The following is a 13,259-nucleotide window of genomic DNA, read 5'->3' as shown; positions in this document are numbered from 1 at the left end:
CCGTCCGGCTGAAGCAATATAGCGCTGCCCATGGTAGCTTTCAACTCTGTTAATAAACTCCATACTCTCTGAAAACTTCAAAATGCGTTGTCAGATTTAAACGGATATTTTATTAAGCAGGTCTAAAATAATACAATTTTTTATATAATTTATGTAAAGCAAATAGTTTGCCTACTTAATTCAAAGCATCAGACTATTAGGCGGTTACAGAAAAAATCATGTAGGGGCACTTCTTCGCCGAACAAAGGAAAGCGCTATATAGCTATGGAGAGGGTATAAAAAAGAGTAGTATAGCGTAACTACTCCTTTTTTGTGATAGAATGTATACTTTAGTCCAGATCCCGATCCCCGCGTTTGAGCTCTTCTACCGAGCGCATCACCTTGTCTTTCAGGCTGATCTTATACTTCTCCAGCTTGTCGGCCACGGCGGGGTTGAAGGCACCGATAATCTCGCCAGCCAATATGCCAGCGTTCAGGGCACCATCCAACGCAACGGTTGCCACCGGTATACCGCCGGGCATCTGAAGTATGGAGAGCACCGAATCCCAGCCATCGATGGAGTTGGATGATTTTACGGGCACCCCGATAACCGGCAGCGTGGTGATAGAGGCGACCATGCCCGGCAGGTGCGCGGCCCCGCCGGCTCCGGCAATGATCACCTTCAGGCCGCGCTTACGGGCGTTTTCGGCATACTCAAACATGCGGTGCGGGGTCCGGTGCGCCGATACAATGGTCAGCTCAAAGGGTACGCCCAGCGTTTCCAGGATCTCGGCGGCGGCGTCCATCACCTTCAGGTCAGACTGGCTGCCCATGATGATGCCCACCAGCGGTTGTGTACTTCTAGTTTCTTCAGCCATACTTATGCTTTTACTTTGATGACGTTTTTAATGGATTCGGCACGCTGCTGCGCCTCTTCTATACTTTGCCCCAGCACGGTGATGTGTCCCATCTTGCGGGCAGGGCGCGTGTACTTCTTGCCATACAGGTGGATGTAGACACCCGGCACGGCCAGTGCCTCCTGCAGCCCCTCATACTTTGCCTCGCCATCATAGCCCGGCTCACCCAGCAGGTTCAGCATCACCGCGGCACTTTGTATTTCAGTGGATCCCAATGGCAGGTTGAGTATAGCACGCAAATGCTGCTCATACTGCGAGGTATAATTGGCCTTGATCGTATGGTGCCCGCTGTTATGCGGACGCGGCGCCACCTCGTTCACCAGTATCTGCCCGTCTTTGGTCAGGAACATCTCCACAGCGAGGATACCCACCATTCCGAAAGCCTCAATTACACGCGTGGCAATCTCGATGGCGTGGCGCTGGAGTTTGTAGGGCACGTTGGCCGGGGCAAAGAGCGAATCCACCAGGTTGTGCTCCGGATGGAAGCTGAGCTCCACCACCGGGAAGGCCGTGACCTGGCCGCTTTCGTTGCGGGCTACGATCACGGAGATCTCTTTCTCAAAATCCACCAGTTTCTCCAGCACCGTCGGTTCTTCAAAGGCCTTTCTGAAATCTGCCTCACCGGTCAGGCGGGTCACGCCGCGGCCATCGTAGCCCTCGCGGCGGAGCTTCTGGAACGCCGGCAGGAAGTTTATACTTTGCTCCAGCTCCGATTTGTCTTTCAGAAGTATAAAATCGGAGGTGGGGATGTTGTGCTGGCGGTAAAATTCCTTCTGCAGGCCCTTGTCCTGGATGGTGCGCACGGTTTTGGCATCCGGGTATACTTTCACCCCCTCCTGCTCGAGTTTCTCCAACGCGTCGGCGTTTACGTGCTCAATCTCGATGGTGAGGATGTCGCACTGCTTGCCGAACTCATACACGGTGTCGAAATCGCGGAAGCTGCCCACGTAGAACTCGTGGCAGATGTCTTTGCAGGGCGCGTTCTCGTCGGGGTCCAGCACCAGGGTGTAGAGGTTAAAATCGAGCCCAGCCTGCATCAGCATGCGGCCCAGCTGTCCGCCGCCCAGTATGCCCAGCTTTACTTCTCCTTTCATGTCGTGTAACGGTTTGGTTGATCTATCCTCAAAAATACGGATTATGAACGGAGACGAAAGACAAAAGGCTCAAGTTCTGCTTCTTTTCCGATGCAACTCCCTCCACCCACTGTCTTTTTACCATGATTGATGCCCTTAATATGGCCAGTTAGCCAACTCCGGCAGTAGTTTTACGTTGCAGATGCATTATTTAAAATCTATATTTAACGCTACACTTTATCCGAGTCCTTTCTTTCTTCATGGAAATCATACTTGCCACTTTCTCTGCCCTGTTCTCCGTTGTGAATCCCTTTGGCGCCATGCCCGTGTTCCTGACCCTGACGCAGGACGACACGCCCGCTTACCGCAACCAGCAGGCGCTTAAAGCCTGTTTGTACATGGTGGGTATTCTGGCGGTGTTTTTCCTGGCTGGCCAGTACGTGCTCAACTTCTTCGGCATCCGCATCCACGACCTGCGCATTGCCGGTGGGTTGATGATCATGCGTGCCGGCTTTGAGCTGCTCTCGCCGGGCGCCAGCAAGAAAAAGATCTCGCCGGATGTGGTGGAGGAAGGGCAGCTGAAGGAGGACATCTCCTTTACGCCGCTGGCCATGCCCATGCTTTCCGGCCCGGGCGCCATTGCGGTAAGTATAGGTTTGTTCACTACCTCACTTTCTTACATCGACATGGTCATGATCCTGATCGGAATAATACTGCTGGCCGTCGTTTCTTACCTTATCCTGCGCTCCTCCCACCAGCTGACGCGTTACATGGGTAAGTCCGGCCTCTCGGCCCTTTCGCGGATTATGGGCTTTATTGTGCTCTCCATCGGGGTCAATTTCATTGTGTCGGCGCTTACGGCGTTGTTCTTTTCGGAACGGTAAACCCTCTAACTGCCCCTGCTCCTCTCCCGAAACAAGTTCGGGATCCTAGACTTGGCTAAGGAGGGGGGCTGTAACTGCCACTGCTCAAGTATAGGTTTCATTGCTACTGGTATAGCGCGGACAGGTCGCGACCTGTCCCTACAAGTATGAACCCACCCCAACCCCTCCCGAGAGGGGAATTCATTACTTGTTATACTTTATTGTCATCTCCAGCAGCGCGAGAGATTTATTCGGGATCCTATAGAGAACTCTTCCAAAGGTCGAAATGACAAGATAGCCGTAGCTATCGGAATGATACCCAGTTTTTCTGTGAGGCGCCTATGCGAGTTTTTCCGGTGCCGCAGGCAGCCCGAGGCACGAGGGCAGGAAAAGCTCCCAGTGCCGAGCGGGAAAACGAGCCCTCCCGGGCTGGAGGGCACCAAAGCTAGAGATGAAACTGTAGGTTTGTAAGCCTGGAGGATGAACGGTTGCTAGCAAGTATAGCTTGGTTCAAATAGCAGGAAGCAGCGGGTATGGAAGTATAAACTTAGTTCAAGTTACAGAAAGCAGGTACTGAAGGCACAAGCGGACGCTTGCGCCAGAAAAAGGAAGTATAAAGTATAGCTCTGCAACCCAGTCGGGTTGCTAACCCGAAACCTGGCAGGATATGCTTCTGAAGCCTTGCACCTTGAAAGGCAAGTATACAATCCCTGCTACCTAAAGAATATATAGATTTCCCTCCTCTACAGACAAAACCGATCCGTTCGTCGAGAAGAAAACCCTATCGGTTTGCCACCTTTGCCCGTACACCTCCTTTTAAGTAACTTAGCATGCCTATATATGCTTAAGGCATATCTGATAGTTCACCTAAACCTAACTAAAATAACATGAAGCACAGAGTAGTAGCCCTATTGCTGTTGCTGGCTTTCGCCGTAACCACGGCCGTGGCCCAGCAAAGCAGCCAGAACGACAAGATCCTGCCCTACCCCATCCACCAGAAACAGCTGCCAAACGGCCTGAACGTGGTGACCGTACCCTACAACAGCCCCGGCCTGGCAGCCTTCTATATTGTGGTCCGCGCCGGCTCGCGCGAGGAGGTGGAGCAGGGCAAAACCGGCTTCGCGCACTTTTTCGAGCACATGATGTTCCGGGGCACCGACAAGTATAGCACAGAGGCCTACGGCGACATCATGAAGGAAATGGGCGCCGCCGCCAACGCCAACACCAGTATAGACCGCACTGTGTACCACATGACCGGCAACGCCGACATGCTGGATAAAATGTTCGAGATCGAGGCCGACCGCTTCCAGAACCTGAAGTATAGCGTGCACGACTTCAAGACCGAGGCCGGCGCCGTGAAGGGCGAGTATACCAAGAACTCGGCCAGCCCTTACATGCAGCTGTATGAGAAAACCGTGAGCACCGCTTTTAAGAATCATACCTACGCCCACACCACCATGGGCTTTTTCGAGGACGTGGTGGACATGCCCAACCAATACGATTACTCGCTGGTGTTTTTCGACCGCTTCTACCGCCCCGAGTATACCACGATTGTGGTGGTGGGCGACGTGACGCCGGAGCGCGTGAATGGCCTGGCTCAGCAATACTTCGGCGACTGGAAGCGCGGCAGCTACAAGCCTGAGATTCCAAAAGAGCCTGCACAGAAAGAAACCCGCTACGCGCATGTGCAGCAAAAGGGCTTCCCGCCTTACCTGAGCCTCAACTTTAAAGGCCCCGCTTTCTCCGACAAGGACAAAGACCTGCCCGCTCTGAGCATTCTCACCACCATACTTTTCGCTGAGAACTCCGACCTGTACCGCAAGCTGGTGGTGGAGGAGCAGAAGGCCCGCTTCATTGGGGGCGGCCCGCAGTTCTCCCGCGACCCGAACCTGATCCAGGTGTCTGCTTCGGTGCTGAAGACCGAGGATATGCAGTATGTAAAGGACGAGCTGATGAAGGCGCTGAACGAGGCTAAGACCAAGCCGATGGACGCCCAGAAGATCGAGGAGACGAAGTCGCGCATCAAGTATAGCTTTGCCATGAGCATGGACAGCCCCGACGCCATCGCCAACTCCCTGGCCCGCTTCATCTGGCTCACCGGCAATCCGGAGTCGCTCAACAACATCTACAAAGTATACGACACCATCACGGCACAGGACCTGATGAATGCGGCCAAGAAATACTTTGTAACGCAGACGATGACCGTTGGCACCATTGCCCCCACCGAGAAATCGCCGGTGAAATAAGGCCTGGTCCTACTTTAAAGTATAAATGACAAAGATTTGAAACCCATGAAAAAAATAGCTGCTTACATACTGCCGCTTGCCCTGATGGCCGCCTCCTGCGCCAAGCAACCGCAGACATCCCAGCAAAGCACCACCGATACCGCAGAAACCACCGCCACCGCCACGGCTTTCGACGCCAACACGGCCTTTGGCCCGGATAAGGTGGTGGAGCTGCGCCAGCCGGAGTCCAATAAGGTCATCATCAAGCTGATGTTCAAAAACGGCTCCATGGTAGACCCGAAGGGCAAGGAAGGCCTGACCTACACCACCGCCCAGATGATCGCCGAGTCGGGCACAAAGGACATGCCCGTGTCGGAGATAAAGGACAAGATCTTCCCGTGGGCCGCCGAGTACTACAGCAACGTGGACAAGGAGGTGACCACCTTCACCTTTGCCGTGCACCAGGATTTCCTGAGTGAGTTTTACCCCATCGTGCGCGGCTTAATGCTGAATCCGGCCTTTGCCGAGGAGGATTTCAAGCGCGTGAAGTCGAACCAGCAGAACTTCGTGGACCAGGTGATCCGCGCCTCTTCGGATGAGGAGTACAGCAAAAAAGCGCTGGAAGACCTGCTGTTCCGCGGCACCAATTACCAGCACATGGTAGAGGGCAATTCAGCCAGCGTACCCAACATCACCCTGGAGGACGTGAAAAGCCACTGGCAGAACTACTTCACCAAAAACAACGTGATGATCGGCATCGCCGGCAACTACAGCCCCGATTTCCTGAACCAGCTGAAAAACGACGTGGCGCAGCTTTCCGCCGTGCAGCCAAGCATACCGCTGGCCGGGGAGCCGAACCAGCCCAACGGCGTGCAGGTCGAGATCATCCGGAAAAGCGATGCCCTGGGCTCTGCCATCTTTACGGGTACGCCAATGCCGGTAACCCGCTCTTCGGATGATTTTGCGGCCCTGATGGTGGCCAACTCCTTCCTGGGCGAGCACCGCAAGAGCTACGGCAAGTTGTACGACAAGATTCGCACCACCCGCTCCATGAACTACGGCGACTACTCTTACATTGAGTGGTACGACCGCGGCGGAAACGTGCAGCTGCCCATCCCGAACGTGCCGCGTACCTCCAACTACTTCGCCCTCTGGATCAGGCCGGTGCAGATTGCCGAAGGCCTGAAGCAGCAGTACGCCGAGCTGAGCGACATCAACGTGGGCCATGCCCACTTTGCGCTGCGCCTGGCCATCCGCGAGGTGGATAACCTGATTAACAAGGGCATGACGCAGGAGGAGTTCGAGCTGACCCGCAAGTTCCTGCGCTCCTACATGAAGCTCTACATCCAGACCACGGAGAAGCAACTGGGCTTTCTGATGGACTCGCGCTTCTACGGACGTGAGGATTACATTGAGGAGATGGACCAGTTGCTAGCCAACCTGACGGTGGAGGACGTGAATAAAGCTGTGCAGAAGTACTGGCAGACGGACAATATGTTCATCACCATCGTGACGGACGACAGCGAGGCGGAACCGCTGAAGGAGGCGCTGCTCAACAACACGCCATCGCCGATGAGCTACTCTAACCTGGTAAAAGAGGGACTACCGCAGGAGGTATTGGCCGAGGACGATGCGATCGCCACCTACAAGCTGAATGTGACGGACGTGAAGATCGTGGACAGCAAGGATACCTTTCGGTAAGCTTCCCGTTTTATACTTTCTGAAGTATAGCAAAAGCCGCAGACCCTTAGTCTGCGGCTTTTTCGTTTTTGCTGGCTTAACATTTTGATACTTAGACGGAAAACTTCTCCTAACCTTGCAGAAAAGTTTGCTTTTAAGAATCTATTTTATAAATATTACACTTTATATTTTAATTATTATGCGCTAATCCTCCCTAACACTATACTTAACAAAAACCATGAAAAAAGCTTTGAAAGTGGTCGGCTACCTTGTTGTGGTCGCGCTGGTGGCCATTGCCGCGGGGGCCATTTACCTGCAGTACGCCTTCCCCAACGTGGATGCCGCCCCTACCATTACCGTAAGGCACACGGCAGAGCAGGTGGAGCGCGGCCGCTACCTGGCCAACCACGTTACCGTCTGCATCGACTGCCACTCCACCCGCGACTTCTCCCAACTCTCGGCTCCTCCGGTACCCGGCACCTTCGGGAAAGGCGGCGACAAGTTTGACCACAACATGGGCTTCCCGGGCACATTCTACGCCAAAAACATCACCCCGGACAAAGAGACGGGCATCGGCACCTGGACCGACGGCGAAGTATACCGCGCCATGACCCAGGGCGTGAGCAAGGATGGGGAACCGCTTTTCCCGTTGATGCCGTACGGGGCCTACAAACAACTCACCACGCAGGACGCCTACGCCATCATTGCCTACATCCGCACGCTGGAGCCGATCCGGAACGAGGTGCCCGAATCAGACGCCGATTTCCCGTTCAACCTCATCCTGCGCACCATGCCATCGAGCCAAATGCCCAAGGCCACCAACCCGGCCTCGCTGAACGACGAACTGTTGCGTGGGGAGTACCTGGTAGCGGTTGCCAGTTGCGGGGATTGCCACTCCCCCAAGGATGCTGACCTCGGGGCGTTCGCCGGAGGCATGGACTTCAAGTTCCCGGACGGGTCGGTGCTGCGCTCAGCCAACATCACCCCGGACAGGGAAACCGGCATCGGCTCCTGGAGCGAGGAAAACTTCCTGCAGCGCTTTAAGGCCTTTCAGGACACTACCCAGCAGCTAAAGCCGGGCCAGATGCAGACGCTGATGCCCTGGAAAATGTACGCGGGCATGAAGGAGGAAGACCTGCGGGCCATCTACAAATACCTCCGGGCGCAGGCTCCGGCTAAGAACCAGGTGGTGCGCTTTACCCCGCCCGCCAAACCGTAGCGACCCATCCGGAGAAACCATACTTTATACTTCAAGGGCTGCCCGCCTCGTGTGGGCAGCTTTTTTTGTTGCAGGTGTGCCCGGGATGTTGTATCATCGCTGCCAAGACCACTTGTGCGCATGCAACTTTACCGAAACGAAGAAGAGAAAAACCCGATCGCCCTCACGTATGCCAGCTTCTGGAAGCGGATGGCCGCCATTTTTGTGGATGCCCTGACCATCTCCATTTTCATGAACCTGTTCATACTTCCCATACTTGGCATTGATACGCTTCCGGAGTTAACGGATACGGAAGGCCGCCTGCAGCTACAGGGGCTTGCCGCGCTGATTGGCTGGCTCTACTACGCCGGTTTCGAGAGCTCCTCCCGCCAGGCCACGCCGGGCAAGCAGATCTTCGGCATTTTCGTGACGGACACGGAGGGATACCGCATTTCCTTTGCCCGCGCCTCCGGCCGCTACTTCGGCAAAATGCTCTCGGGCTTCATCCTGCTGATCGGCTACCTGATGGCCGCCTTCACGGAGCGCCGCCAGGCCCTGCACGATAAGCTGGCCAACACGCTGGTGCTCCAGCACCCGGGGAATAAAGAGGTATAAGGGGTATTCGCCTTACCTCCCACAAAGGCATCTTCCTGCGTAGGGCGATGCGGCAAGTATAAAGTAACTGACTGTAAGTATGATCGCCTTCCCGGGACGGCCAAAACCAGGCGTCCTCAGCTAGCGTGGTTTATACTTTGTGGGGACAGTCGCGACTTACCCGCGCCATGCGAGCAGCTGTAACATTTATACTTTCACCAAAGCTTTCCGGGCGCTCCTCTCTTGCGAAGTCAGGCAGCAAAGTATAACTAAGCCAATCTGACAACCCGTAAACAACTAGCTGTGACCACATAACACCCAAACCCTCATAATAAAGTATAATTTCTTCCCTTACACCCGTAACCAACACACCCGCTGCAAGTATAAAAAGGGGCGCACCCTTATGAGTACTTTTTATGCAGAATACCTATACCCAAAGTAAAGAGAAAACCGAGCTGGCCGACCTGAGCGCGCGTCTGCTGGCTTTTGCGCTGGATGTGCTGCTGCTACTCACGTTGATTGGCCTCACCGATTATTTTACCTTCAGCAGCAACGACCAAGCACTTTTCCTGAAGCCGGAGCGGCTGCTGCACCTTCTGCTTGGCTGGCTATACTTTGCCGGCACCGAAACCTGCCCCTGCCAGGGCACACTGGGAAAATACCTGATGAACCTGCGCGTCACAGGGCCCACAGGTGAGCGCATCAGTTTCAGGGCGGCCACGCTGCGCTTCATGCTCCGGCCGGCAGCTGCCGTGTTGGCGGTTTTACGTTTCCTGGTTGGTTTAGATGACGGCGGCCGCCGCGCCTTCCACGACCGCGTGGCCGGCACGCAGGTAATCGCCCGGTAAGTATAAATCAATCTTTTTTTCCTCTCCCGGGAGATCTCCCCGAAGGGTGCTGCTGCACATCGGAGTCTGCGTTCCAGCCCCCGCAATTCTGTGCCCCCCAAGTATAGCCAGCTCCCCTGCCGCACAATCAGGTTTCTGCCACTATACTTGTCAGCTATACTCTTAAGCTTTTATACCTGCTCCCCTTTTATACTTTGCTTACGCCCTTACGGCGGCAGCGGCCACAGGAGGCTGTGTAAAAAAGAATCCCCCGCAACGTGGCGCTGCGGGGGATTCCGGAAAGTATGAAAGAGCCTTAGTTCACTCCAAAGCGGTCTGTCTCCAACGTGGCTGTTCCGTCCCTGGACAGCGTTACTTTAAACAGGTAGTCATACTCCTGCTCCGAGATGTCGGGTACCGGGCGATTTGCTCCGAAGGCCTCCAGGATTGGCAGCAGCGTGTTGGAATGGCCCGACACCACCACCGTCTGCCCCTGGTGGTTCTCCAGGATGCGGTTCTTCAACCCGATGAAGTCGTTTGCCTCGTAGCGCAGCACCTCCAGTTGGCGCTCCTCGGCCAGCGGCTTCAGGGTGTTCTTGGTGCGGATGTACTTGGTAGCGTAGAGGGCATCCACCTGCTCCTGCTTCAGCAACTCGCGCAGCGCCTCGGCCCGGGCCTTGCCTTCCGGCGTCAGGTCGGGGTCCTGGTTGTTGATGTCGGAGATGTCTTTTTCGGCGTGGCGCACCAGGTATACCACCGTCGGTTGGGTGTTGTTATCGACCGGGTCCACCACGGCCAGGGCTCCCTCCTGCCCCACCGGCGCCTGCTGGCAGGCCACGGCCACTAGCAGCAGGAAGAAAACACTAAGTTGTTTCAGTAAAGGTTTGATCATGTGAACGGTTATTGGTTAGAAGTATGGAAATTGGTTGTGTTTATACTTTTACGAATGCGCCAGCTGCTCCCCGGCCTGCGCCACGTGCTCGGCATCCCGGGTGCGGCCTTTCTGCTGCAGCAAGCGCACCAGCCGCTGCCGCACCTCCAGCTGGTAAGGGTACAGCAGCAGGGAGCGCTCATAAGTTTGGATGGCTTTGTTGAATTTACCGGCGGCCTCATACATGCGGCCCTTCGCTGTTTGCAGCTGCGCACGTTCTACCACCGTCTCCGGTGTTGGCAGTTCCTTCAGCAAGGCCTTGGCCCTGTCCTGCTGCCCCAGCGTAGCCAGCACCGGCACCAGCAGGTGGCGGTCCTGCGCCTGCAGTGTTTTTTTGCCATCCAGCAAGGGCTGAATAGGGGTTTGTGCCGCCTCCTTGTTCTCCAGCTGCAGCTGGTAGGCGGCCATCAGTGTCATAAAATCGGGGCGGGGCGAGCCGGCGGCGGAAAGGATGCGCTGCGCCTCGGCCAACGTTTCGAAGGCCTCCTTATACTTGCCCTGCGCGGCCAGCACCTCGGCGTACTGCCTGCGCAGGTTATAGTTCTGCGGCTTCAGGGATACCAGCTGTTGCAGCTCCTGCTCTGCCTCGGGATTTATACTGGTGGTGCCTTTCAGCCAGCTGGCATAGGCAAGGGCCTCGTCGCGGCGGTCGCGGAGGTAGGTGGATACAGTGGGGGCATTCTCTACATATGCCTGGGCCACGGAAACGGCCTCCGGCACCATGCCGTAGTCCACGAAAAAGGCGCGGAAGCGCTCGTTCACCTGGGCCTGCATCAGCAGGTCGTCCTCCAGTTCGGCGGCTTTCTTGTAGAGCTCTATCTGGCTGATGAGCGCGTCGTGGGCGTTCAGTTTGCCGCTGCGCTTCATGGTTTCCTGCAGCTCGGCCTCGGCCAGGTAGATGGGGGCATAGTTCGGGTTGATTGCTTTGGCCTGCTCCAGCCACGCCTGCGCCTCCTTATACTTTTTCCTGCGCTGCTCCACACCGGCGTAAGCCAGCAGGGCCGGCTGGTAGCGTTTGTCCCATACCAGGGCGCTGTCTAAGTATAAACCTGCTTTCTGCAACTCGTTCTGGCGCTGCGCCCGGTCAGCCAGGTTCAGGTATACTTCTGCCCAGTTGCTGGCCATGGCCTGTTTGTCGCCGGCCAGGTAGGCCCGCTGCCGTTGCACCAGCCCGTCCAGGAAAGTATACAGCTCCGGGTCCTTGGCTTTTAAATCGGCGGTGGTGTTGATGGATTTGTGGTTGAGCGGGTGCACCTTTACGGGCTCAAAGTAGGCCGGGTAGGTCTGCGCCAGATACTCGTGTTCGTTGTTGGCAGAATAATAATCGAGCGTGCGGCCCTGCGCCATGGCGTTGTAGTAGAGGCGGCGCACCGCACGGTTCTCGGCATCGGTAAATACGCGCCCATGAAAAAGGTGCACGTACTCGTGCAGCACCACGTTGCGCTCCAGGTAGGATCCCCGCACCACGTACTCAATGGCTGCCGCGCCGCTTCCCACGCCACGTATGTCCATCCACTGGCGGTTATCAAAGGTGGTGGCCTGTCGGAAGTAGGGCGATTTCATGGCGATAGCCAAGTCCACGTGCAACGGCGGAATCACGAAAGTTTCGCCCTGCTTAGAGAGGAACGGAAAGTAGACAATGCTCTCGTAGAGCTGCGACCACACCATCTGCTGCACCTCATTCCCAGGATAGTAGGTCACGTCCGGAAACACGCGGGCAAAGTTCACTGGGTCCTTGATCACGGTCTGCTGCACCACCTGCTGCAACGAGTCATAGTTGTGCAGGTAAGTGAGTTGCTTCTGCTTGATCACGGCTGCCAGGGCATTGTGCGCCGGTCCATAGTGCTGCTTTTTTTGGAGGATGCGCTGGAAAATGGCCTGGGCCGAGTCGAGGCGCGCCTGCCGGTCCTGGTCGAAGGCCATGTAATAGGCGGAGCCGCGCAGCATGGCCGGCAGCACCGAGGATTTATACGTTTGCTGTACCTCCTCTATTTCCGCCAAAGCCTCTCTCAGCCTATTTTCAGAGAGGAGTTTATCCGCCTGCCGCAGTTCCTCGCGCACCTGCTCGTCCTCGGGCTGGGCATAATCGGCGTAGGTAAGGTTGGTGTGCCCGTTGCCCCAGTGCCAGTGCGTAACGTAGTGCAGCGGGTTCAGCGCCAGGGCCAGTTCCCACTGGGCGGCCATATCGTTTAGCTGCGTGGCATCCACGCGGCGCCAGATGGCGTAGCCGTAGTTAAAGCGGGCATCGGCATTGAACGGGTCGAGCGTCAGGCTGTTGATGAGCGGCTGCTCGGCCAGCTCCGGCTTCTGGTTCCAGAAATGCACATCCGATTCCAGCAGCCAGGCTCCGGCATTGTCCTTGTTCCAGCGCTGTACTTTTTTGGCCCACTCCAGTGCCTCGCCATACTTCTTCTGCAGCATCAATACACGGCCTACTGTCAGGGCGGCTTCTTCGTCGGCAGGATTCTGCACGAGCAGTTGACTTGCGGTGGCTTTGGCTTTCTCCAGTTCCCAGGCCTGTACCTGTAGCTTACTTAACAGCAGCAGCGCCTCACGGTGTTGCGGGTTCTGCTGCAGTACCTCTTGCACCAGCAATTCGGCATCGGCAAATCTGTTCTCCAGTATGGCAAGTTCTGCCCGGGCCAGCCTTACATCCGTTGTGGGTTGGGCTCCCTGCAGCAGCTGTTTTGCCTCCTGCCAGGCTCCCAGCTCCAGCAAACGCGAGGCTTTCTGAGCGGGGCTCATACTTGCCCGAAGCGTCTGCTGCCGCTCCTGCTGCAGCTTTTGCCGCACAGCCGCCACTTCGTCGGGGTGCTGGGCCAGGGCGGGCAGTGTTAGCAGGAGTCCGAAAGTATAAAGCAGCAGCTTTTTAGGGAGAGACAGCATAAGTGTAGGTAGCGGGTATCAAGTTTTAAAAGTATGATTTTCCTGCCTTTGATAAAAGTATGGGGCCTTATATTTAAAAACCTAGA

Annotated in this window: 10 protein-coding genes; 6 read left to right on the top strand and 4 right to left on the bottom strand. The window is 55.9% G+C overall.

Annotation, left to right across the window (positions count from 1 at the left end; translation table 11 throughout):
- Window positions 1-329: 329 nt before the first annotated feature.
- Both purE and A3841_RS08705 read right to left on the bottom strand, forming a co-directional pair.
- Window positions 330-857 (bottom strand): 5-(carboxyamino)imidazole ribonucleotide mutase, encoded by a 528-nt coding sequence (gene purE, locus A3841_RS08710; RefSeq protein WP_073851950.1) that lies wholly within the window; start codon window positions 855-857, stop codon window positions 330-332.
- Window positions 858-859: 2 nt separating this feature from the next.
- Window positions 860-1,990, bottom strand: a complete 1,131-nt coding sequence (locus tag A3841_RS08705; protein WP_073851949.1) for a 5-(carboxyamino)imidazole ribonucleotide synthase — start codon at window positions 1,988-1,990, stop codon at window positions 860-862.
- 239 nt (window positions 1,991-2,229) lie between these two features.
- Here A3841_RS08705 and A3841_RS08700 point away from each other — a divergent pair, with 239 nt between their 5' ends.
- The 6 genes from A3841_RS08700 (at window position 2,230) to A3841_RS08675 (ending at window position 9,377) form a co-directional block, all read left to right on the top strand.
- On the top strand, window positions 2,230-2,853 hold the full coding sequence (locus tag A3841_RS08700; RefSeq protein ID WP_073851948.1) for a MarC family NAAT transporter: 624 nt from the start codon (window positions 2,230-2,232) through the stop codon (window positions 2,851-2,853).
- Between the two features lie 866 nt (window positions 2,854-3,719).
- A complete protein-coding gene (locus A3841_RS08695; protein ID WP_073851947.1) occupies window positions 3,720-5,078 on the top strand; it encodes a M16 family metallopeptidase in 1,359 nt (452 codons plus the stop codon).
- A gap of 45 nt (window positions 5,079-5,123) precedes the next feature.
- Window positions 5,124-6,758: a M16 family metallopeptidase gene (locus A3841_RS08690; protein ID WP_073851946.1), complete on the top strand. Its 1,635-nt coding sequence runs from the start codon at window positions 5,124-5,126 to the stop codon at window positions 6,756-6,758.
- A gap of 217 nt (window positions 6,759-6,975) precedes the next feature.
- Window positions 6,976-7,956 carry a c-type cytochrome gene (locus A3841_RS08685; protein ID WP_073851945.1) on the top strand — a complete coding sequence of 327 codons (981 nt, stop codon included), beginning with the start codon at window positions 6,976-6,978 and terminating at the stop codon, window positions 7,954-7,956.
- A gap of 120 nt (window positions 7,957-8,076) precedes the next feature.
- Window positions 8,077-8,550, top strand: a complete 474-nt coding sequence (locus tag A3841_RS08680; RefSeq protein WP_073851944.1) for an RDD family protein — start codon at window positions 8,077-8,079, stop codon at window positions 8,548-8,550.
- Window positions 8,551-8,945: 395 nt separating this feature from the next.
- Window positions 8,946-9,377, top strand: a complete 432-nt coding sequence (locus tag A3841_RS08675) for an RDD family protein (RefSeq protein ID WP_073851943.1) — start codon at window positions 8,946-8,948, stop codon at window positions 9,375-9,377.
- A 295-nt stretch (window positions 9,378-9,672) separates the two neighbouring features.
- Here A3841_RS08675 and A3841_RS08670 read toward each other — a convergent pair whose 3' ends face one another.
- Both A3841_RS08670 and A3841_RS20280 read right to left on the bottom strand, forming a co-directional pair.
- The gene (locus A3841_RS08670; RefSeq protein WP_073851942.1) at window positions 9,673-10,248 is read right to left on the bottom strand and encodes a histidine phosphatase family protein; all 576 of its coding nucleotides are present in this window, start codon (window positions 10,246-10,248) and stop codon (window positions 9,673-9,675) included.
- A gap of 48 nt (window positions 10,249-10,296) precedes the next feature.
- Window positions 10,297-13,173, bottom strand: a complete 2,877-nt coding sequence (locus A3841_RS20280) for a tetratricopeptide repeat protein (RefSeq protein WP_073851941.1) — start codon at window positions 13,171-13,173, stop codon at window positions 10,297-10,299.
- Window positions 13,174-13,259 lie beyond the last annotated feature (86 nt).

Origin of the sequence: Pontibacter flavimaris (assembly GCF_001907195.1) — a bacterium.
GTDB classification, from domain to species: domain Bacteria; phylum Bacteroidota; class Bacteroidia; order Cytophagales; family Hymenobacteraceae; genus Pontibacter; species Pontibacter flavimaris.
This window is presented reverse-complemented; position numbering and strand designations above follow the sequence as displayed.

Excerpts from the sequence above, each read along its gene's own strand:
- A3841_RS08700 (WP_073851948.1), top strand. The coding sequence starts at position 2,230 with ATGGAAATCATACTTGCCACTTTCTCTGCCCTGTTCTCCGTTGTGAAT.
- A3841_RS20280 (WP_073851941.1), bottom strand. The coding sequence starts at position 13,173 with ATGCTGTCTCTCCCTAAAAAGCTGCTGCTTTATACTTTCGGACTCCTG.
- A3841_RS08695 (WP_073851947.1), top strand. The coding sequence starts at position 3,720 with ATGAAGCACAGAGTAGTAGCCCTATTGCTGTTGCTGGCTTTCGCCGTA.
- A3841_RS08690 (WP_073851946.1), top strand. The coding sequence starts at position 5,124 with ATGAAAAAAATAGCTGCTTACATACTGCCGCTTGCCCTGATGGCCGCC.
- A3841_RS08705 (WP_073851949.1), bottom strand. The coding sequence starts at position 1,990 with ATGAAAGGAGAAGTAAAGCTGGGCATACTGGGCGGCGGACAGCTGGGC.
- A3841_RS08680 (WP_073851944.1), top strand. The coding sequence starts at position 8,077 with ATGCAACTTTACCGAAACGAAGAAGAGAAAAACCCGATCGCCCTCACG.
- A3841_RS08670 (WP_073851942.1), bottom strand. The coding sequence starts at position 10,248 with ATGATCAAACCTTTACTGAAACAACTTAGTGTTTTCTTCCTGCTGCTA.
- A3841_RS08675 (WP_073851943.1), top strand. The coding sequence starts at position 8,946 with ATGCAGAATACCTATACCCAAAGTAAAGAGAAAACCGAGCTGGCCGAC.
- A3841_RS08685 (WP_073851945.1), top strand. The coding sequence starts at position 6,976 with ATGAAAAAAGCTTTGAAAGTGGTCGGCTACCTTGTTGTGGTCGCGCTG.
- purE (WP_073851950.1), bottom strand. The coding sequence starts at position 857 with ATGGCTGAAGAAACTAGAAGTACACAACCGCTGGTGGGCATCATCATG.